Annotated in this window: 23 protein-coding genes; 14 read left to right on the top strand and 9 right to left on the bottom strand. The window is 71.1% G+C overall.

Features of this window, described 5'->3' with window-relative positions; all coding sequences use genetic code 11:
* Window positions 1-302 precede the first annotated feature (302 nt).
* On the top strand, window positions 303-833 hold the full coding sequence (locus Air01nite_RS19255; RefSeq protein WP_203704039.1) for a LytR C-terminal domain-containing protein: 531 nt from the start codon (window positions 303-305) through the stop codon (window positions 831-833).
* 24 nt (window positions 834-857) lie between these two features.
* Here Air01nite_RS19255 and Air01nite_RS19250 read toward each other — a convergent pair whose 3' ends face one another.
* Entirely contained in the window at window positions 858-1,682 is an 825-nt protein-coding gene (locus Air01nite_RS19250; protein ID WP_203704038.1) for an inositol monophosphatase family protein, read from the bottom strand.
* A 269-nt stretch (window positions 1,683-1,951) separates the two neighbouring features.
* Between Air01nite_RS19250 and Air01nite_RS19245 the strand changes: the two genes are divergently transcribed.
* A complete protein-coding gene (locus Air01nite_RS19245; RefSeq protein WP_203704037.1) occupies window positions 1,952-3,532 on the top strand; it encodes an RNA polymerase sigma factor in 1,581 nt (526 codons plus the stop codon).
* Window positions 3,533-3,541: 9 nt separating this feature from the next.
* On the opposite strand, the gene Air01nite_RS19240 is transcribed toward Air01nite_RS19245, so the two are convergent.
* Window positions 3,542-3,892 carry a DUF3099 domain-containing protein gene (locus Air01nite_RS19240; RefSeq protein WP_203704036.1) on the bottom strand — a complete coding sequence of 117 codons (351 nt, stop codon included), beginning with the start codon at window positions 3,890-3,892 and terminating at the stop codon, window positions 3,542-3,544.
* A gap of 73 nt (window positions 3,893-3,965) precedes the next feature.
* Between Air01nite_RS19240 and Air01nite_RS19235 the strand changes: the two genes are divergently transcribed.
* From Air01nite_RS19235 to Air01nite_RS19225, 3 genes are read left to right on the top strand one after another with little or no spacing between them, the layout of a single operon-like run.
* Entirely contained in the window at window positions 3,966-4,250 is a 285-nt protein-coding gene (locus Air01nite_RS19235; RefSeq protein ID WP_203704035.1) for a hypothetical protein, read from the top strand.
* Between the two features lie 2 nt (window positions 4,251-4,252).
* Window positions 4,253-4,564, top strand: coding sequence for a YlcI/YnfO family protein (locus Air01nite_RS19230; protein WP_203704034.1), 312 nt, complete (start codon window positions 4,253-4,255; stop codon window positions 4,562-4,564).
* A 5-nt stretch (window positions 4,565-4,569) separates the two neighbouring features.
* Window positions 4,570-5,229, top strand: a complete 660-nt coding sequence (locus Air01nite_RS19225; protein ID WP_203704033.1) for an NAD-dependent epimerase/dehydratase family protein — start codon at window positions 4,570-4,572, stop codon at window positions 5,227-5,229.
* 63 nt (window positions 5,230-5,292) lie between these two features.
* Here Air01nite_RS19225 and Air01nite_RS19220 read toward each other — a convergent pair whose 3' ends face one another.
* Together Air01nite_RS19220 and Air01nite_RS19215 are read right to left on the bottom strand one after the other, a co-directional pair.
* Window positions 5,293-6,174, bottom strand: coding sequence for a carbohydrate kinase family protein (locus tag Air01nite_RS19220; RefSeq protein WP_203704031.1), 882 nt, complete (start codon window positions 6,172-6,174; stop codon window positions 5,293-5,295).
* Window positions 6,171-7,070: a pseudouridine-5'-phosphate glycosidase gene (locus Air01nite_RS19215; RefSeq protein WP_239090810.1), complete on the bottom strand. Its 900-nt coding sequence runs from the start codon at window positions 7,068-7,070 to the stop codon at window positions 6,171-6,173. Before Air01nite_RS19215 ends, Air01nite_RS19220 begins: the two co-directional genes overlap by 4 nt.
* A gap of 58 nt (window positions 7,071-7,128) precedes the next feature.
* Here Air01nite_RS19215 and Air01nite_RS19210 point away from each other — a divergent pair, with 58 nt between their 5' ends.
* From Air01nite_RS19210 to Air01nite_RS19200, 3 genes are all read left to right on the top strand, one after another.
* Window positions 7,129-7,401, top strand: coding sequence for a DUF3039 domain-containing protein (locus tag Air01nite_RS19210; RefSeq protein ID WP_203704029.1), 273 nt, complete (start codon window positions 7,129-7,131; stop codon window positions 7,399-7,401).
* 14 nt (window positions 7,402-7,415) lie between these two features.
* A complete protein-coding gene (locus Air01nite_RS19205) occupies window positions 7,416-8,024 on the top strand; it encodes a trimeric intracellular cation channel family protein (RefSeq protein ID WP_203704028.1) in 609 nt (202 codons plus the stop codon).
* A gap of 121 nt (window positions 8,025-8,145) precedes the next feature.
* Window positions 8,146-9,885, top strand: coding sequence for a DEAD/DEAH box helicase (locus Air01nite_RS19200; protein ID WP_203704026.1), 1,740 nt, complete (start codon window positions 8,146-8,148; stop codon window positions 9,883-9,885).
* A 73-nt stretch (window positions 9,886-9,958) separates the two neighbouring features.
* Here the strand turns inward: Air01nite_RS19200 and Air01nite_RS19195 are convergent, their stop codons facing one another.
* From Air01nite_RS19195 to Air01nite_RS19185, 3 genes are all read right to left on the bottom strand, one after another.
* A complete protein-coding gene (locus tag Air01nite_RS19195) occupies window positions 9,959-10,204 on the bottom strand; it encodes a DUF7455 domain-containing protein (protein WP_203704025.1) in 246 nt (81 codons plus the stop codon).
* A gap of 311 nt (window positions 10,205-10,515) precedes the next feature.
* Complete coding sequence (locus Air01nite_RS19190; RefSeq protein WP_203704024.1) at window positions 10,516-11,088, bottom strand: HhH-GPD-type base excision DNA repair protein; 573 nt, start codon at window positions 11,086-11,088, stop codon at window positions 10,516-10,518.
* Between the two features lie 33 nt (window positions 11,089-11,121).
* Entirely contained in the window at window positions 11,122-11,595 is a 474-nt protein-coding gene (locus tag Air01nite_RS19185) for a class I SAM-dependent methyltransferase (protein WP_203704023.1), read from the bottom strand.
* 143 nt (window positions 11,596-11,738) lie between these two features.
* On the opposite strand from Air01nite_RS19185, the gene Air01nite_RS19180 reads away from it, so the two are divergent.
* From Air01nite_RS19180 to dtd, 4 genes are all read left to right on the top strand, one after another.
* Window positions 11,739-12,164, top strand: a complete 426-nt coding sequence (locus tag Air01nite_RS19180) for a cupin domain-containing protein (RefSeq protein WP_203704022.1) — start codon at window positions 11,739-11,741, stop codon at window positions 12,162-12,164.
* A 114-nt stretch (window positions 12,165-12,278) separates the two neighbouring features.
* Window positions 12,279-13,892: a M28 family peptidase gene (locus Air01nite_RS19175; RefSeq protein ID WP_203704021.1), complete on the top strand. Its 1,614-nt coding sequence runs from the start codon at window positions 12,279-12,281 to the stop codon at window positions 13,890-13,892.
* Window positions 13,893-13,966: 74 nt separating this feature from the next.
* Window positions 13,967-15,427, top strand: coding sequence for a DUF7782 domain-containing protein (locus Air01nite_RS19170; RefSeq protein ID WP_203704143.1), 1,461 nt, complete (start codon window positions 13,967-13,969; stop codon window positions 15,425-15,427).
* Window positions 15,424-15,846: a D-aminoacyl-tRNA deacylase gene (dtd, locus tag Air01nite_RS19165; RefSeq protein ID WP_203704020.1), complete on the top strand. Its 423-nt coding sequence runs from the start codon at window positions 15,424-15,426 to the stop codon at window positions 15,844-15,846. Before Air01nite_RS19170 ends, dtd begins: the two co-directional genes overlap by 4 nt.
* A 52-nt stretch (window positions 15,847-15,898) precedes the next feature.
* Here dtd and Air01nite_RS19160 read toward each other — a convergent pair whose 3' ends face one another.
* Window positions 15,899-16,687, bottom strand: a complete 789-nt coding sequence (locus Air01nite_RS19160) for a sporulation protein (protein ID WP_203704019.1) — start codon at window positions 16,685-16,687, stop codon at window positions 15,899-15,901.
* A gap of 227 nt (window positions 16,688-16,914) precedes the next feature.
* Between Air01nite_RS19160 and sigB the strand changes: the two genes are divergently transcribed.
* Window positions 16,915-17,871 carry an RNA polymerase sigma factor SigB gene (gene sigB, locus Air01nite_RS19155; protein ID WP_203704018.1) on the top strand — a complete coding sequence of 319 codons (957 nt, stop codon included), beginning with the start codon at window positions 16,915-16,917 and terminating at the stop codon, window positions 17,869-17,871.
* Between the two features lie 148 nt (window positions 17,872-18,019).
* Here sigB and Air01nite_RS19150 read toward each other — a convergent pair whose 3' ends face one another.
* Window positions 18,020-18,526: a MarR family winged helix-turn-helix transcriptional regulator gene (locus tag Air01nite_RS19150; RefSeq protein WP_203704017.1), complete on the bottom strand. Its 507-nt coding sequence runs from the start codon at window positions 18,524-18,526 to the stop codon at window positions 18,020-18,022.
* A 99-nt stretch (window positions 18,527-18,625) separates the two neighbouring features.
* Between Air01nite_RS19150 and Air01nite_RS19145 the strand changes: the two genes are divergently transcribed.
* Window positions 18,626-19,966 carry an MFS transporter gene (locus tag Air01nite_RS19145; RefSeq protein WP_203704016.1) on the top strand — a complete coding sequence of 447 codons (1,341 nt, stop codon included), beginning with the start codon at window positions 18,626-18,628 and terminating at the stop codon, window positions 19,964-19,966.
* Window positions 19,967-20,010 lie beyond the last annotated feature (44 nt).

Here is a 20,010-nt window from a genome sequence, read left to right as displayed (position 1 = left end):
GGCGCGGGCCCGACGGGCGCCCGCGAGCGCGGTACCTTACCTGCCCCTGCGGGAGGCATGTATACCGCCCTCGTGGCCCTCTAAGACGCTCTTTGGCCCGAAGTTGTTCCCGATGTGACTCAGGCGACACGAAGATAGGTGTCTGACGCCGTGGATCACGTTCGGCGCGCCGGGGATGTCCCGGGTGTTTCCGCGCGTCGAGCGGACAACCGTTAACCTCGGTCGCAGACCGGGTGACCGAGGCCACGCCAGCAGGCAGCGCCAACCGTGCACCATCACCGTCACCTGCACGGGAGCGGGATATGACCTTTGCGCGAGTGCGAGCGCTCGTCGTCGTGAGTGCGCTCGCCGTGCTGGCTGTGGCCTTTGTGGTCTACGCGCTGGTCGACGACTCGCAGAAGGGTCGCACCCTCGCGGCGCAGTGTCCCGAAGGTTGGCCAGTCGTCGATCTGACACTGAAGAAGTCCGAGGACATCAAGATCAATGTCTTCAACGCGACCGACAAGGTAGGCATCGCGGATTCGGTCGGCAGCGACTTCGCCAACCGCAAGTTCCAGGTGATCAAGAAGGGCAACTCGAAGACCGCGGTCGACGGTGTCGCCCTGCTCCGCTACGGACCCAAGGCGGTCGCCGGCGCGCACGTGATCCGGGCCTACTTCCTCGACGAGGCCAAGACGGAATACGACCCGGCCCGCAAGGACGACGTCGTCGACGTGGTGATCGGCGACCAGTTCAAGCAGCTCGCCACCTCGACCGAGGTCAACCAGTCACTTGTGGAGCTGGCCGCGGGCGGCGAGCCGAAGCTGCCGCCCCAGTCCTGCCCGGCGCCCTAGGAGGTCCTGTCCGTCGGACAGGACCTAAGGCCCACCGGCGGCGTCCAGCTCCGCCAGCAGCTCCGTCAGCGGGCCGAAGATGGCCGGTGGCGCCGCCACGACCATGTCGGGGCCCGCCGGCCGCCCGTCGAGTCCACCGACCAGCAGACCCGCCTCGCGGGCGATCAGGCCGCCGGCGGCGTGGTCCCAGGGGTTGAGCCCCTTCTCGAAGTAGGCGTCCACGCCGCCCTCGGCGGCCAGGCACAGGTCGAGCGCCGCGGCACCGAACCTGCGGATGTCCCGGACCCGGGTGATCAGCCGCGTCAGCACCTCGGCCTGGTGCGCCCGCCGCTTCGCGTCGTAGCCGAACCCGGTGGCCACCAGCACCTGCGCCAGGTCGGTCTGCGTGGAGCCGCCCAGCCGGCGCCTGCCCCGGTACGCGCCGCCGCCCAGCGTGGCCGTCCACTCGTCGCCGGTCGCCGCGTTGCGCACCACACCGGCCACGGCCACCCCGTCGACCTCGGCGGCCAGGGAGACGGCGTACTGCGGCAGGCCGTAAAGGTAGTTGACCGTCCCGTCGATGGGGTCGACCACCCAGCGCACCGACCCCGCGCCGTCGGTGCCCCCGTACTCCTCACCCAGCACCGTGTCGCCGGGCCGCAGCGCACCCAGCGCGGCGATCACCTGGCGCTCGACGGCCCGGTCGGCGGCAGTGACCACGTCGGTATCGGTCGACTTCGTGCTGACCCCGGAGACGCCCTCCGCGCGCATGCTCCGGGCCGTGTCGGCCGCCTCGCGCGCGACGGTCACCGCGATCGCCAGCAGTTCCGCGGCCCGTTTCGACAGCGGATCCGGCGTGTTGTCGCTCATCAGTCCCCCTTCGATTCGGTTACGATTTTGTCAAAGTCCATCGTTTTCCCTTCCTCCGGCAGCCGCCGTCAGCGGCCGGGCCGCTGTGCAGGCGTGCGCCGCGCGATGTTTCGCCGCAGACGGCGTTACAATTCACGCCTGCCCACCTGTCACGAACTTCCCGCGCAGGCCGGTTCGTGGCTCGGGGGCCCACTACCTTTGAAACCTGGCCCACCGCATCGCTGGTTCCTGCCGGCTGTGCCCGCTCGATCGCCTCCGGAAGGTCATTCGTGACAGAGCCACGCCAAACCGGCGCAGACGTCCGCTCGATCACCGAGATTCTGATCGCCCACGCCCAGCGCGGCGGCGGCAACATCACGTCGGCGGAGGTCCAGCGCACGGTCGAGTCGGCCGAGGTGACTCCGGCCCAGGCCAAGAAGATCTTGCGCGCGATCGTCGACGCCGGCATCACCGTGGTCGTCGACGGCTCCGCGAGCACCAAGCGCAAGGTCGCCGCCGCCCGCTCCGCGACGCCGGCGTCCCGGGCGACCACCGCCAAGGCCACGGCGGCCGCCAAGAAGACCGCGCCGCCCAAGCAGGTGCCCGCGGCCGACGAGGCAGCCGCGGCCAACGGTGCGGCACCGGCCAAGGCAGCCCCCGCCAAGGCCACCCGCGCCAAGACGGCCGCAAAGGCCACCAAGGCCGCCGCCAAGCCCGGCACCGAGGACGCCAAGGGGACCGCCGAGCCCGGCGAAGGCCCCGAGGGCGAAGAGATCGATCCCGAGGAGCTCGCCGCCGAGATCGAAGACGTCGTCGTCGAGGAGGAGCCGGCCGAGCTGGCCCAGGCCGCCGCCTCCGACGCCGCATCGGCCGCGACCGACAACGACTTCGAGTGGGACGACGAAGAGTCCGAGGCGCTCAAGCAGGCCCGCCGCGACGCGGAGCTGACCGCGTCCGCCGACTCCGTCCGCGCCTACCTCAAGCAGATCGGCAAGGTCCCGCTGCTCAACGCCGAGCAGGAGGTCGAGCTCGCCAAGCGGATCGAGGCCGGCCTCTACGCCTCCGAGCAGCTGCGCGCCGCCGACGAGCGCGAGGAGAAGCTGCCGATCCAGATGAACCGCGATCTGGGCTGGATCTCCCGCGACGGCGAGCGCGCCAAGAACCACCTGCTGGAGGCCAACCTGCGCCTCGTGGTCTCGCTGGCCAAGCGCTACACCGGCCGCGGCATGGCCTTCCTCGACCTGATCCAGGAGGGCAACCTGGGTCTGATCCGCGCGGTCGAGAAGTTCGACTACACCAAGGGCTACAAGTTCTCGACGTACGCGACCTGGTGGATCCGGCAGGCGATCACCCGCGCGATGGCCGACCAGGCCCGCACCATCCGCATCCCGGTGCACATGGTCGAGGTCATCAACAAGCTCGGCCGCATCCAGCGCGAGCTGCTCCAGGACCTGGGCCGCGAGCCCACGCCCGAAGAGCTCGCCAAGGAGATGGACATCACGCCGGAAAAGGTCCTCGAGATCCAGCAGTACGCACGGGAGCCGATCTCGCTCGACCAGACCATCGGCGACGAGGGCGACAGCCAGCTCGGCGACTTCATCGAAGACTCCGAGGCGGTCGTGGCCGTCGACGCGGTCTCGTTCTCGCTGCTGCAGGACCAGCTCCAGCAGGTGCTGCAGACGCTCTCCGAGCGCGAGGCGGGCGTGGTCCGGCTGCGGTTCGGCCTCACCGACGGCCAGCCGCGCACGCTCGACGAGATCGGCCAGGTCTACGGGGTGACCCGCGAGCGGATCCGGCAGATCGAGTCCAAGACGATGTCCAAGCTGCGCCACCCGTCGCGCTCGCAGGTCCTGCGCGACTACCTGGACTGACCGAGAAGATTACGGTTCGGCGTCGATCGTCTTGTGCGGCGCCTCGGCCGTCGGCTGCGTCGGAAGGCTCGGCGGGGCCGGCGGTTTCCGGTCGCCCTTGTGCAGGTGGCGATATTTTTCCTTCGGCGGCCGGTCGTTGGCCAGGATCACGGCCGTCCACGGCAGCACGACCGCGGCGGCGCCGACGAGGAACAGCCAGAGCCAGAGCAGCGGCGGCCGGGTCGCCACGAGCACCGCGAAGATGATCACGCAGACGGCGCGGACCAGCATCATGAAGACGTAGCGATGCGTCCGGCGGCGCAGCTGGTCGTCCTGGCTGCGTTCGGCGTCGGTGATCAGGACTGGTCGACCCGCCTTCACCCTTCCATCCAATCACCATGACGGTGTACGCGCGACGGCGCAGTCCGTGTTACGTCCGTGGTACTTTGAGGGCGTGGGCCGCCGGTACAGCTTCACCGACGATTCGTTGAGCAACCTCGCGGTCTACGACGTGACGCCCGGCGAGGTCTGGGAGGCCCTGCACGGCACCCGGCGGGTCATCCGGCACCTCGGCGAGCTCACCGTGGTCTACGCCGCCAGCCGGCGCGGCCGGCGGCTCGTGGTCCTGCTCGCCGAGACAGCCCACGACGACCACGACTTCGACATCCTCTCGGCGCGCGAGATGAGCGACAGCGAAATCAAGCGCTACGAGGAAACCATCTCCGGTTGGGGGCGGTAGCCGTGGACAGAGACCAGGCCATCAAGCGGTTCCATGAAGGCGGCGACGACTTCGCCGACCTGATCAGCGACGGCAGTCCGGGTGAGCTGCCCGTGCCCGACACCGAGCAACCGATGGTCAGCCGGTCGGTGCGGCTCCCGTTGCACACCTACGAACGGGTCCGGGCCGCGGCCGACGCCCGCGGCATCGGCGTCACGACGCTGATGCGCCAGTGGATCGAGGCCGGGCTCGCCGACCTCGACGACTCGGCGACGGTGTCCCTGGCCGACCTGCGCCGGGCGCTGGCCACCCTGCCCCGCAACAACGCGGCCTGACCGCGATGCGCGTCCTGCTCACCGGCACGACCGGGATGGTCGGCCAAGGTGTGCTGCGCGAGTGCCTCGACGCGCCCGACGTGTCCGAGGTGATCTCGCTCGGCCGCTCACCGCTCAACGAGGACCACCCGAAGCTGCGCTCGATCGTCGTCACCGACCTGTTCGATCTCGACGGCGTCGGCGACGGCCTGACCGGCGTCGACGCCTGCTTCTTCTGCCTCGGCGTGTCCTCGGTGGGGATGAGCGCGGAGACCTACGAGCGGATCACCCACGACCTGACGCTCGGGGTGGCCGACGCGTTGGCGGCGCACTCCCCCGACCCGACGTTCGTCTACGTCTCCGGCGCCGGCACGTCCGAGACCTCGCGGCAGCGCTGGGCCCAGGTCAAGGGGCGCACCGAGCGCGACCTGCTCGCCCGCTTCCCCAAGGGCTACATGTTCCGGCCGGGGTTCATCCAGCCGCTGCACGGCATCCGCCCGCGCAGCCGGTTCTACCGCGTCCTGTTGAGCGCGGGCGGTTTCCTGATCCCGCTGTTCCGCCGGCTCGCGCCGACCCAGGTGGTCACCACCGAGGAGGTCGGCAAGGCGATGCTCGCGGTGGCCCGCACGGGCGCACCCAAGCACATCCTCGACAACCCGGACATCGCGGCGCTGGCCCGCGCCTGAGCCCAGCGCAAGGAACGGTCCGTTGTTAACGCATTGCGTTAACAACGGACCGTTCCTTGGCCGTCAGGGTCGGGCGCCGACCGTCACCACGGCGCGGGCGCCGGCCGCGACCGCCGCCGCCAGGCAGCGTCGCGGGTCGCCACCGGCCAGCCAGGTCGCCAGCAGGCCGGCCGCGAACGCGTCGCCGGCGCCGGTCGGGTCCACGACGTTCGCGGCGACGGCCGGCGCCGTCTGCTCCTCACCGTCCGGGCCGGCCCAGACCGCGCCGGCACCGCCGAGCTTGACCACCACCGCCGCACCCAACTCCGCCGCCAGGGCCCGTGCCCGGTCCCGGCGGTCGGCGGCCAGCACCGCCGCCTCGTCCTCGTTGGCCAGCAGCAGGTCGACGCCGCGTACCCACGACCGGAAAGCCGGACCGCCGACCTGCCGCAGCGGGCTCGCGGAGGCCGCGTCGACGCTCACCGTCAGCCCCAACCCGCGCGCCACCGCGAGCGCCCGCAACCCGGCGGGCCGCGACCGCTCGTCGAGCAGCGCGTAGCCGGACAGGTGCAGGTGCCCCGCGCCGCCCACGGCCAGAGCCGAGGCGACCTCGTCGGGGTCGAGCAGCAGGCTCGCGCCGCGGTCGGTGACCATGGTCCGCCGGCCGCCCTCGGCCAGCACGATCACGGTGCCGGTCGGCGCGCCGGCCCGCGGCGGCAGTGGACAGTCGACACCCGCCGCGGCCAGCTCGGCGAGCCGGGCCGCGCCCGCGGCGTCGTCGCCGACCGCGGCCAACAGTGTGACCGGCAGTCCGTGCCAGGCCAGCCAGGCCGCGGTGTTGGCCGCCTGGCCGCCGCCCGTGAACCGGATCGAAGCCGCGGTGTCCGTGTCCGCCGTGGGCGGCTCGGCCAGCACCGCAACGACATCCGTCACCAGATCCCCTAGAACGGCGACGCGGCCCTTCATGCGGCAGCGGCGGCGATCCGGGCGGCCAGGTCGGCGTTGCGCAGGATGATCCGGACGTTGACCTCGAGGCTGGCGCCGCCAGTGTGCTCGTGGAACCAGCCGAGCAGGAACGGCGTGACCGCCTTGCCCGTGACGCCCTGGGCCTCCAGCGCCGCCATGCCCTCTGCCAGCGTGCGGTCGTGCAGCGCGGGGTCGAGCTGCTCCTCCGCGGGCAGCGGGTTCGCGACCACCAGGGCGCCGCGGTGCACACCCTGTGCCTCGCGCGCCCGGACCGCCCGCGCCGCCTCCTCGGGCGAGTCCAGCGACCAGTCCACACCGAACCCGCTGTCGCTCAGGTAGAACCCCGGGAACCGCAGCGTGCGGTAGCCGGCCACGGCCACGCCGAGGGTCTCCAGCCGCTCCAGGGTCGCGCCGACGTCGAGGATGGACTTGACGCCGGCGCAGACCACGGCGATCGGCGTGCGGGCCAGGGTGACCAGGTCGGCCGACTCGTCGTAGGGCGCGTCCCGGTGCACGCCGCCAAGGCCGCCCGTGGCGAACACCCGGATGCCGGCGGCGGCCGCGACCGCGCTGGTCGCGGCGACCGTGGTGGCACCGTCGACGCCCTTCGCCGCGGCCACCGCCAGGTCCCGCGCGGACAGCTTGGCCACGCCGTCGGCCTCGGCCAGGCGGATCAGCTGGGCGTCGTCGAGCCCGACATGCACGCGGCCGCCGAGCACCGCGATCGTCGCCGGCACCGCGCCGGCCGCCCGGACGGTCGCCTCGATCTCGCGCGCCACCCTCAGGTTGTCGGGGCGGGGCAGCCCGTGCGCGATGATCGTGCTCTCCAGCGCGACCACCGGGCTTCCGGCGCCCAGCGCGTCCGCCACTTCCGGCGCTAATACCAAGTCGTTCACGTTGTCACCGTACGGGTGGCCAGGTGCGGCGACCGCACCTACCTGGCAGACTTGATTGGTGACCAGTCCTAGCCCCGAAACCAGCGGCACCATCCTCGAGCGTCCGGTCGAGACGCCGTTCGAGCAGGGCGACCACGAGCGGTTCGCGCACTACGCCGACCGCGACAAGATCACCGAGGCGATGGTCCTCGGCACGCCGGTCAAGGCGTTGTGCGGCAAGGTCTGGGTCCCGTCACGCGACCCGAGCCGCTTCCCGGTCTGCCCTGAGTGCAAAGAGATCTTCGAAGACGACAACCGGTTCTACGACAAGGAACCCAAACCCGAGCAGTGATCTAGAGTTCGGCGGTGTCAGCCACCGCCGCACTCCTCTTCGCCGATCTCCTCGGTGTGGCCGTTTTCGCCGCTTCCGGCGCATCCGCCGCAGTAGTCAAGCGGCTCGACCTGTTCGGCGTCTGCTTTGTCGGGTTCGTCGCGGCGTTGGGCGGCGGCATCGTCCGTGACCTCGTGGTCAACCAGGCCCCACCGCTGGCGTTCGACGACTGGCGCTACGCGGTTGTGGCAGCTCTCACAGCCGTCGCGGTCTACTTCTTCCACCCTCAGCTCGCCCGGCTCCGCCGGGTCGTGGTCGTGCTCGACGCGGCCGGCCTCGCGCTGTTCACCGTCACCGGCACGCTGGTCGCACTGCGCGCCGGCGTCCCGCCGGTCGGTGCCTGCCTGCTCGGCATGATCGCCGCGATCGGCGGCGGCGTCGCCCGCGACCTCCTGCTCGGCGAGATCCCGATCGTCCTGCGCCGGGAGATCTACGCGGTCGCCGCGCTGGCCGGCGCGGTCATGGTGATGGGCCTCCACCGGGCCGGCCTCACCGGCTGGCCGATGATCGGTGCGGGCGTCCTGGTGTTCGCGATCCGCCTGGTCGCGCTGCGCCGGCACTGGAACACGACCCCACCCTCCTGATGCGTTCGTCACCCTTGTGTCTGCTGGGGATCACGGTGTGCGCGTGGTTATGCTGAGAGCCGCCTTCGCCTCGCCGCGAGGGCGTTTTTCGTGACGTGAGGGGGGACGCCGGGTGGTGGCGATGCCGTCGCTGGAGACGTTCCCGCCGTTGCGGTCCTGGCAGCGCAAGGCCATGGTCGACTACCTGCGCCGCCGGTCCGACGACTTCATGGCGGTCGCGACCCCCGGTGCCGGCAAGACCACGTTCGCCCTGCGGATCGCGGCGGAGCTGCTCAACGACGGCAGCATCGACGCCGTCACCGTGGTCGCGCCGACCGAGCACCTCAAGACACAGTGGGCGCAGTCAGCGGCCCGGGTCGGCATCCAGCTCGACGCGGCGTTCCGCAACGCCGACCTGCACTCCTCGGCCGACTTCCACGGCGCGGTCGTCACGTACGCCCAGGTCGGCATGGCACCGCAGGTGCACCGCCGCCGCACCATGACCCGGCGCACGTTCGTGATCCTCGACGAGATCCACCACGCCGGCGACTCCCGGTCGTGGGGCGACGGGGTCAAGGCCGCGTTCGAGAACGCCACCCGGCGGCTGATGCTGACCGGCACGCCGTTCCGCTCCGACGAGAACCCGATCCCGTTCGTCACCTACGAGCGCGGCGAGGACGGGCTGCAACGGTCCCGCGCCGACTCGGTCTACGGCTACGCGGACGCGCTGCGCGACGGCGTCGTGCGCCCGGTCATCTTCCTCGCCTACTCGGGCGAGACCCGGTGGCGCACCAGCGCCGGCGACGAGCTGGCGGCCCGGCTCGGCGAGCCGATGACCCAGGACCTGGTGGCGCAGGCGTGGCGCACGGCGCTCGACCCGACCGGCGACTGGATGGTCCAGGTGCTCCGGGCCGCCGACGCCCGGCTGCAGGTCAAGCGGGCCGGCGGCATGCCCGACGCGGGCGGGCTGATCATCGCGACGGACCAGCAGAACGCCCGCTCGTACGCCAAGCTGATCGAACGCGTGACCGGCGAGAAGGCCGTCGTCGTGCTCTCGGACGACACCGGCGCCTCGGCCCGGATCGCCGCGTTCGCGGCGTCCGACCAGCGCTGGCTGGTGGCGGTCCGGATGGTCTCCGAGGGTGTCGACATCCCGCGCCTGGCCGTCGGCGTCTACGCGACCAGCGCGTCGACCCCGCTCTACTTCGCGCAGGCGATCGGCCGGTTCGTCCGCGCCCGCCGCCCCGGCGAGACCGCCAGCGTCTTCCTGCCGAGCGTGCCGCACCTGCTCGGGCTGGCCAGCGAGATGGAGGCCGAGCGCAACCACGTGCTCGGCAAGCCCAAGGAGGACGACGGGCTCGACGACGCGCTGCTGGAGCGGGCGCAGCAGACCGAAGACGCCAGCGACGAGCTGACGAAGCGGCACGAGATGCTCTCCGCCACCGCGGAGCTCGACCAGGTGATCTTCGATGGCGCCTCGTTCGGCACGGGCGCGCTGGCCGGCACGCCCGAGGAGGAGGAATATCTCGGCCTGCCGGGCCTGCTCACGGCCGACCAGGTGGCCACGCTGCTCAACAAGCGCCAGGCTGACCAGCTCGCGGCACAGCGCCGCCGGTCGACGGCAACGGCCGGGGCGGACGGCTCCGGTGGTGCGCGGGTGGCGGGAATGACGGCGGCCCCGCCCGGGCCGGTCTCGGCCGGCGAACGAAGGGTCGTTCTGCGCCGTCAGCTCAACGCTCTGGTCGCAGCGCACCATCACCGGACTGGTCTGCCACACGGGAAGATCCACGCGGAGCTGAGGCGGATCTGCGGGGGTCCGCCGAGCGCACAGGCGACGATCGAGCAGCTCGAGGAGCGGATCGCCACCGTGCAGACGCTCTGAGACGCTCCAGATACCAAAAGACCGGCCGGAACCCCTTAAGAGGTTCCGGCCGGTTCTGCCTTTATCGGGCGACTCAGTTAGCGGAGTTCGACGCCATCAGGTCGGCGCCGCGCCACTGGAAGTCAGGGTCCGCGGCGAACTGGACCGTGATCTTGACCAGGTCGTCGGCGTACTTGTTGGCGTGGTGCCCGCAGAACACGAGCTCACCCCCGCCGGCCATCGTGATGCGGAGCTTGCCGGCGGCGTTGCACCGGTCGCACCGTTCATCGGTTGCTGGGGGAACCACCGTCTCAGGCGGCGGCGTGAGAGTGGGGGTCATCGCCTTCCTCCTTCGTCACCGATGAACATCCTTCTTCGGTCTTTGCTCACCTATCGTGCAACACCCGGTGGTGCCGCGGCCTTCCCTAGATGCCCCCGGGGGACCCAGGTCACACCTTGGTTGGTGACAGTGTGCCGGCACCCAAGGGGGCCGCGTCAATGATCTCGCTCGGACAACCCGCTTCTGACGTGGATCTATTGACGTTGCGTGTCTAAAAGGTGACTCAGCGTTGGGCCGGGGGCCTCTCCCACGGTATCCTGACCTCGCCTGTGTGGCACCGGCCGGACACGCCCAAACGAGGGATCCGGCGATTACCCGACAGACTTCGCGGCCGCCTTCATCGCCTTCTTGTATTCGCGTACCTTGCCAAGGCTAGCCTCGTCGACGATGTCCGCCACCGACATGTGCGCGCCCTCCTCGCCGTAGGCCCCGGCCGCCTCCCGCCAGCCCGCCGGCTGCACGCCGTAACGCTTTCCGAGCAGGGCGACAAAGATCTGCGACTTCTGCTTGCCGAACCCGGGCAGCTCGGTCACCCGCTTGAGCAGGTCGCGCCCGTCGGTCGCCTCGGTCCACAGGCGCGCGGTGTCGCCGTCGTACTTCGCCACGATCAGCCGGCACACCTCCTGGGTGCGGGTGGCCATCGCCTTGGGGAACCGGTGCAGTGCGGGCGGCCCCGCGAACACGCGGATCAGCTCGTCCGTGTCGAAGCCGGCGATCTCCTCCACGGTCGGCTCGTGGCCGAGCCGCTGCGACAGGACGTACGGCGAGGTAAACGCTTTTTCGAGTTTGTCTTGTTGATCCAGAGTCATACCCATCAGCAGCGCGAGCGTGCTCCGGTCAAGCAGCGCGTTCGCCTCCGGTGGGATGGGCAGCGAGAACGTCATGCCGACCATCTTCGCCGACCACGGACCGCGGCGTCAGGCCGCCTTGGTCAGGCGCACCTCCAGGGTCATCCCGTCGGCGTGCGCCGCGCTGCCGCCGAAGGTGCTGTCGGCGGCGACGCGCGCGAAATCGGCGGCCGCGTAGGCGCGGCGCCGCAGCCAGGTCAGCGTCATCCGGGTCACGGCGCTGTTGACCTGGTTGAGCCGCATGGCCGCAACGTCGGCCCGGATGTCGCCGGCGGTCGCGCCGCGGTTCAGGTCGAGGATCACAGCGACCCCGCCCGGCCGCAGCACCCGGTGGATCTCGTCGAGCGCGGTCACCGGGCTCGCGAAGTTCTTGAACGCCGCCTGGCAGACCACGAGGTCGAAGCTGTCCGCCTGCTCCGCCGCCGCGATCTCCGCGTCGAGCGCGGCCGCCCGCTCACCGAGGAGCGCGGCCACGTCGTCGGGAGCCAGCACGCCGAGCACGGAGAGCCCGGCGGTGAACGGAGTCGGGTGGCGGCCCGGCACCGCGACCAGTCGCGGGTCCAGTCGACGAACTCGGCCCGCGGTCCTCGCGACCCTGGTCGAGCGGCGGGCACGGGGCGGGGCTCCTTTACTCGCATGCGAGTATACGCATGCGAGTAAGCACCGTGAAAGATAGCGTCAGCCGCATGACGCATCCCTGGATCACCGAGCTCGGCCTCGAACCCCACCCCGAGGGCGGCTGGTTCGCCGAGACCTGGCGGTCCGCACACACCTTCACGCCGACCGGGTACGCGGGCCCGCGCGCGGCGGCCACCGGCATCTACTTCGCGCTGTTCCCGGGCGAGGAGTCGGCGTGGCACGTGGTCCGGTCGGACGAGCTGTGGCTCTGGCACGCGGGCGGCCCGCTCGCGTTGCGCCTAGGCGGGTCCGGCCCCTCCCCGTCTTTGCAGGAGTCCACTGTGCTCGGTCCGGACGTGGCCGGCGGAGCCCGCCCGCAGCTGCGCGTACCCGGTGGCGTGTGGCAGTCGGCGGCGCCCCTCGGTGCCGATCCGGTCCTGGTCAGCTGCGTCGTGGCGCCGGGGTTCGACTTCACCGATTTCAGGATGGTGTGATCTTCTCGACCGAACGGCCGTTTCGATCATCGCCGGTCTATGTCATCGTCGGGGTTCGCCCGGCGCGGGGGCATGGAGGCCGGGCGATGGCGAACGGCGAGGAGAGTGCACATCGTGGTGTCCCGCACCGTCCGCAAAACCCTGGCGGTCATAGGCGCCGCCAGCCTTGTGGGTGCCCTGGCGCTGGCCAACCCGGCACAGGCGACTTCCAACAACAACTCGGTACGCAAGCTCACCAATGCGGTGACGCTGGCGGGCGTGCTGCGGCATGAAATCGCCTTCCAGGCGATCGGCAGCCTCAGCGGCGGCAACCGCGGCTCGGGCCTCGCGGGCTACGACCGCAGCGCTGACTACGTCGCGACCCTGATGCGGCTGGCCGGCTACCAGGTCACGCGTCAACCGTTCCCGTTCAACTACTTCGAGGAGTTCGGCTCGTCGTTCGCGCAGACGGCGCCGACTCCGACCACGTACGTGTCCGGCACCGACTACGACCTCATGGACTACTCGGGCCCGGGTGACGTGACGGCGGCGGTCGTCGGCGTCGACCTGGCGCTGGACCCGCCGCGCAACTCGACGTCCGGCTGCGAGCCCGAAGACTTCGCGGGTGGTCTGGTGACCGGCAAGATCGCGCTGCTGCAACGCGGCACCTGCCCGTTCGGCACGAAGGTCGCCAACGCCGAGGCGGCCGGCGCGATCGGCGCGATCGTGATGAACCAGGGCAACGGCGACCCGGTGGCCAACGTGGACCGCTACAACCTGCTGCTCGGCACGCTCGGCGCGCCGGTCGGCATCCCGGCGGTCGGCGTCGCGTACGCCACCGGCGAGCAGTTCGCCAACACGCCCGGCCTGACGGTCCGGATCACCGCCGACACCACGTCGGAGGTGCGCCAGACCGAGAACGTGATCGCCGAGTCCAAGGGCGGCGACCCGCGCAACGTCGTGATGGCCGGTGCCCACCTCGACTCCGAGCCGGACACCGTCGGCATCAACGACAACGCCAGCGGCTCGTCCGCGCTGCTGGAGGTCGCGCTCCAGATGGCCAAGACCAAGACGCCCAACAAGACCAGGTTCGCCTGGTGGGGCGCCGAGGAGGCCAACCTGGTCGGCTCGACCCTCTACGTCAACACGCTGACGCCGGCGCAACAGGCCGACATCACGCTCTACCTCAACTTCGACATGATCGCCTCCGCCAACTACATGCTCGGCGTGTACGACGGCGACGACTCGGCGGCCGAAGGCGCGGGCGCGGGCCCGCCGGGCTCGGCCCAGATCGAGGCGGTCTTCCAGGACTTCTTCGCCAGCCGCGGCAAGCCGACGCGGGCGGCCGACTTCAGCGGCCGCTCCGACTACGGCCCGTTCATCGCTCCGGCGGTGGGCATCCCGGCCGGCGGCCTGTTCACGGGCGCGGAGGTCCCGAAGACGGCACAGGACGTCATCGACTACGGCGGCGTCGAGGGTGCGCAGTACGACCCGTGCTACCACGACCCGTGCGACAGCCTGTTCCCGGTCCGCAACGGCGCGGACGCGGCACTCTACGCCGAGCTTGACCGCCAGTACGACATGCTCGGCAACCTCAACCTGGAAGCGCTCGACATCAACTCCGACGCCATGGCGACGGCGATCCTCACGTTCGCCCTCGACACGTCGTCGATCCCGGAGCGCACGACGGCCGCCGCCGCCCGTTCGGCTGCGGGCCCGTTCTACATCGGCAAGGAAGGCTCCATCTAGCACCGCTTACGCGAAGGCCCCTCCCGCTACCAGGGAGGGGCCTTTCGCCTGGCAGGATGCCGTACGTGTCCGACATGCTCCTCTCCACCGATGGGGTCGCGCGGTTGCGGGATGCGCTCGCCGCCGCTGGGTTCACCTCCGCGGGTATCGCCGAGCGGCTCGGGCCCGTGGCCACCGCCGCGGTTGCCCGCAACGACTTTCGGGCCGCTTTGCGGGTCACCGAGGACCGGGATCCACTCGCGACCCTGATCCGGGTGTTCGTCTGCGCGCAGACCGAGCCCGTCGAGGCCGTCGCCGCCGCGCTCGCTCCGCTTGATTTCGCCGACGCGTTCGACGCCGGGCTCGTCGAGGCCGCGCCCGGTGGTGGCGTGCGGCAGGGGGTCGACCTCGAGCCGTACGGCGACTCCTGGTGGGTCCTCTCCGACGTGCCCTCGTCCGCGCGGCCCGGGCAGCCCTTGCGGCCCGACCACGTGCTCGGCATCGGTGGGGCGTCGTCGACCCTCGTCGGCGCCGCGGTGCGCCGGCCCGTGGGGACCGCGCTCGATCTCGGGACCGGCTGTGGCGTACAGGCGCTGCATCTCGCCACCCACGCCGGCTCCGTCACCGCGACCGACCTGTCCGAGCGCGCCCTGCGGTTCGCCGCCACCACCGCCGCGCTCAGTGGCCAGCAGTGGGAGATGCTCCGCGGCGACCTGGTCGCGCCGGTTCGCGGCCGGCGGTTCGACCTCGTCGTCAGCAACCCGCCGTTCGTGATCGGGCCCGGCACCACCACGCACACCTACCGCGACTCGGGCCGGGCCGGCGACGCCGTCTGCGCCGAGCTCGCCGCCGCCGCGGCGGAGCTGCTCAACGAGGGCGGCGTCATGCAGTTCCTGGCCAACTGGGAGCACGTCGCCGGTGAGGACTGGGGTGACCGGGTCGCCGGCTGGTTCGACGGCACCGGGCTCGACGCCTGGGTGATCCAGCGTGAGGTCGCCGATCCCATGACGTACGTCGGTCTGTGGCTGGCTGACGCCAACGAGGACGGCGACCCGGCGCGCGCGGCCGCCTGGCTCGACTGGTTCGACGCCAACGACGTCGCGGCGATCGGGTTCGGCCTGGTCACGCTGCGCCGTGGCGGCAACGACGACCCGGTCGTCCGCGTCGAGGACCTGCGCCAGCAGACCCAGCAGCCGCTCGGCGACCAGATCGCCGCGTGGTTCGACCGGCAGGACTTCGTGCGCGACGCGGACCTGCTGGCCGCCCGATACCGCACCGCCCCCGGGCTGCAGCTCCAGCAGGAGGCCACGCTCGGTGACGACGGTTGGGCCGTCGACCGCCAGGTGCTGGTCATGCCGTCCGGCCTGCGCTGGAGCGAGGAGGTCGACCCGCTGGTGCTGGCCCTGGTCAGCGGCGCCGACGGGCAGGTGCCGCTGCGCGACCAGATCGCCCTGCTGGCCGTCGCCCACGAGGTCGCCGAGGAGGACCTGGCCGACGCCGCCGGGCCGATCGTCGCGCACCTGGTCGAGCGCGGGATCGTGGAGCCGGTGGCGTGAGGGCGCTGGTCCAGACGGTCTCGCGCGCGTCCGTGACCGTCGACGGCGGCGTCGTGGGCTCGATCTCCGACGGGTTGCTGGTGCTGCTGGGCGTGACGCACAGCGATCTGCCGGCGACGGCCGACACGATGGCCCGCAAGGTCTGGGAGCTGCGCATCCTGGACGACGAGAAGTCGGCGAGCGACGTCGGCGCACCGGTGCTGGTCGTCAGCCAGTTCACGTTGTACGCGGACGCGCGCAAAGGGCGCCGGCCGAGCTGGTCAGCCGCCGCGCCGGCCGAGGTGGCCGAGCCGTTGGTGACCGCGTTCGCCGACGCCCTGCGCACCCGCGGCGCGCACGTCGAGACGGGCCGGTTCCGGGCCCACATGCTCGTGGAGAGCGTCAACGTGGGCCCGCGAACCGTGCTGCTGGAGCTGTAAGGAACGGTCCGTTGTTAACGCTATGCGTTAACAACGGACCGTTCCTTGCGCACTAGAAGAACAGGCCGCGCTTGCGGAGGGACTGCTCGAGCCAGCCGTGCAGCTGGGCGGCCCAGTCGGTCTGCTCGGCGGAGGCGTAGTCGACCGTGAACCGGCCGAACGTGTCGTGGCCCTCGGTGAACACGCCGCCGCGCTTGTCGAGCTCGAGCACGACCTGCAGGTGCTGCGGCGTGGCGACGAACGTCAGCTCGAGCTGGTTGACCGCCCGCTGGAACTGCGGCGACGGGTAGAACTCGATCTCCTGGTAGAACGGCAGGCTCTGCTGCACGCCGTAGATGCGGCCGCTCTCGACGTCGGCGCGGGCGAACCGGAAGCCGAGCCGGAGGAGGCCGTCGAGGATGCGCTCCTGTGCCGGCAGCGGGTGCACGGCCACGGCGTCGAGGTCGCCCTTGTCGACGGCGCGGGCCACCTCGAGCTCCGTGCGCAGGGCCATCGTCATGCCGTGCAGGTGCTGCCCGTACACCTCGGTGATCGGGGTTTCCCAAGGCACCTCGAAGCGGAACGGGATGTCGTAGCGCTGCCCGCCCTCCAGGCGGAAGGCCCCGGTCGCGCGCTGGCGGTGGAACTCGGTGGTCGAGTCGTACTCGGCGTCGCCGCTCTCGACCTCCACCCGGGTGACCATGCCGAGGGCGACGTACTCGATGTCGACCGCGTGGTCGCCACCGACGACGTGGATCTGGCCCTCCAGGAAACCGCCGGGACGGCAGTTGGGGTTGCTGAGCACCGTCTCGACGGACGGCCCGCCGACGCCCAACGCCTGCATCATTCGCTTGAAGACCACGACGACGTGCCTTTCTCCTGTGGATTTGCTGGCAGACTAGCGGCCGGACGCAACGGTTCCTGAGCGCGGCGCGGTCGCTCTTCTGATAGACAAATCGGGCAAGCCGCCTGAAGGGGCTCCCGGTTTCATGCCACCCGCCGATTCTCCTCACCCCGGCTTCACGCCCGTTGCGAGAAGCTCTTCGCACGGCACCACGGAGGGTTGCCGGGAAGCGGGGTAGCAGAAGCATGAACGACTACGACCAGATCGACCTGGACGCCACCGATGAACGGGGCGTCTCCGCCGACCTCGTCCGCGCGTACCTCAACGGAATCGGCCGCACCAAGCTGCTGACCGCCGTCGAGGAGGTCGACCTGGCACGGCGCATCGAAGCCGGGTTGTTCGCCGAGGAAAAGTTGGCGGAGGCGAACGTACCCGATGGCCTTCGGGCTGACCTTTCGATCATCGCCCTGGAAGGGCACGCCGCGAAGGACCGCCTTCTAGAGGCCAACCTCCGGCTCGTGGTCAGCATCGCGAAGCGGTACACCGGTCGGGGCATGGCGTTCCTCGACCTCATCCAAGAAGGCAACCTCGGGCTCATCCGCGCGGTCGAGAAGTTCGACTACGCCAAGGGCTACAAGTTCTCGACGTACGCGACGTGGTGGATCCGCCAGGCGATCACCCGGGCGATGGCCGACCAGTCGCGCACGATCCGCATCCCGGTGCACATGGTCGAGCAGGTCAACCGGATGGTCCGGGCTCGCCGCGACCTCGCGGTGACGCTGGGCCGGGAGCCCACGGTGGCCGAGGTCGCGACGGCGATGGCGCTGCCGGAGTTCCAGATCATCGAGCTCATCTCGTACGACCGGGAGCCGGTCAGCCTCGACCAGGCCGTCGGTGAGGACGGCGAGAGCGCCCTCGGCGATTTCGTGGTCGGCGTCGACGCCCGCCAGGAGCCGGCCGACGAGGTGTCCAACGGGATGCTCCGCAACGAGGTCGAGATCGTGCTGTCGACGCTGTCGTCGCGCGAGCAGGCGGTGATCCGGCTGCGGTTCGGTCTCGACGACGGGCGCCAGCGCACGCTCGACGAGGTGGGTCGGGAGTTCGGGCTGTCGCGGGAGCGGATCCGGCAGATCGAGAAGGTGACGCTGCTGAAGCTGCGCCACCCGTCGCGCGCCCAGCGCCTGGAGGCTTACGCTTCCTGACCCTGGCAGGTGAAGATCTTCACGTTCGTACGGCCCCGTCGCCCGTGTTGGGTGGCGGGGCCGGCTTCGTGCGGACTTTCCGATCCCGACGGGCCGCCGCCGATCGGTCCTGACCGGCGCCGCCTGGCCGGCGGCACGTCCGGACCCATTACTGCGGTGGGGGTGGGCCCTTCTCGGCCGCGATGAGGACCCGGCGGAGCAGGTCGGAGAGTTGGCGGCGTTCGCGGGAGTTGAGCACGGCGAGCACCCGGGTCTCCTCGAAGCCCATGTCCGCTATGGCGTCGGTCCAGGCGCGCTTGCCGGCTTCCGTGAGCTCGATGTCGACCTTGCGGCGGTCGGTGGTGGACGGTGCGCGGCGGACGAAGCCGCGTTGCGCGAGGGCGTCCAGGCGGCCGGTCATCGCGGCCGGTGACATGGCCAGCTCGGTGGCGAGGCGGGTGGGTGTGGTGCGGTGCGGCTCGCCGAGGCGCATCAGCGTGTGCAGCGTGTCGAACTCGCCGGCCTGCAGGTCGTGCTTGGCCAGCATCGCGTCCTTGTGCTTGCGGATGTGCCGGACCAGGTGCTGCATGCGGGTGATCGCGCCCTCGGCGTCGGGGTCGAGGCCGACGAGCAGCGGCAGCCACTGCTCGATGTGATCGTCGACGGAGTCCCGCATGGCGGTGAGTGTACTTCGTCAACTGATTTTTCGGCCCTTGATTTTTCGGCGCCAGACATTTTGTTGACGAATATTTCGGTGCCGAAGTAATCTGCGGCCATGAACTTCCGACTCATCTGGTTGGGCTACTCGCTCTCGGCCTTCGGCGACGCGGTGGTGCCCGCCGCGCTCGCGCTGGCGGTGATCCAGGCGACGGGTTCGGCGAGCGCGCTGGCATTGGTGCTGGCCTGCGGCAGCGTGCCGCGGCTGGTGCTGCTGCCGATCGGGGGCGTGCTCGCCGACCGGTGGTCGCCGCGCACGGTGGCGATCGTCGCCGACGTGGCGCGGGCAGCGGTGCAGATCTGGATCGGGGTGGAGTTGGTCGCGGGCACGTTCCGGCTGACGGACATCGCGGTGGCGGCGGCAGTGTCCGGCGCGGCGGCGGCGTTCGCGCTGCCGACCGGCGGCCCCCTGGTCAGCGCGACGGTGCCGCCGGAGGGCCGACCGCGGGCCAACGGGCTGCTCGGCGTGTCCCGCGGCGCGGCCGGGGTGCTCGGGCCCGCGGTCGGCGGCACGCTGGTGCTGACCGTGGGTTCGGGTTGGGCGTTCGTGGTGGACGCCGGCACGTTCGTCGTCAGCGCGATCGCGTTGGCCCTGGTCCGCCTGCATGTCCCGGTCGCCAGGGCGGCCGCGGCCGTGGTGCCGATGCGGCGAGCACTGGCGGAGGGTTGGCGCGAGCTGGGCCGGCACGACTGGCTGTGGACCACGCTGATCGGCCACGGGATCTGGAACCTGTCGGCCGCGGTCCTGATGACACTCGGACCACTGATCGCGGTCCATCGCGCCGGCGGCGAGGCGGTGTGGGTGGCGGTCACCCAGGCCGGCGCGATCGGCATACTGGCAGGCTCGGTGCTGGCCACCCGGGTCGGGGCCACTGGGCGCTTCGGCATCAACCCGCGCCGGCCGGTGCTCTGGGCCAACCTCGCCCTGTCGGCGTTCTCGGTGCCGCTGCTGCTGTTCGCCGTGCCGGCGTCGGCGCCGTGGCTCGTCGCCGGCTACGGGCTGTCGATGGCCGGGCTCGGGTTCCTCAACCCCGTCTGGGTGTCGGTGGTGCAGCAACACGTGGCGCCGGACCGCCTGGCGCGGGTCAACTCCTGGGACATGCTCATCTCGTACTCCGCGATGCCCCTCGGCTACGCCCTCGCTCCCCTGGCCGCGACCCAGTTCGGCGGCGAGGCGGTTCCCCTTGTCATCGCCGCCATCCTGGTCGCGGTGTCGACCGCCGGCACCGCGGTGGTCCCGGGCGTCCGCAACCTGACCCTCTTCCCCAAGACCTCCGCCCCAGCCGCAGACCCGACCGGCGCCCCGACCGAGTCGCCGGACCCGGTCCCGGTCGCGGCTGATGTGCGGCACCTGACAACGCCGGACCCGACCACGGCCCAGCGGACCCTGCGGCACTGACCACCGGGCCCGTCGCGGTCCCAGTCCACGTGCGGCACTAGCCA

This window comes from Asanoa iriomotensis, from assembly GCF_016862515.1.
In the GTDB taxonomy this organism is placed as follows: domain Bacteria; phylum Actinomycetota; class Actinomycetes; order Mycobacteriales; family Micromonosporaceae; genus Asanoa; species Asanoa iriomotensis.
Note: the sequence above shows the minus strand (reverse complement) of the source record. Positions and strands in the feature narration are given on the sequence as shown.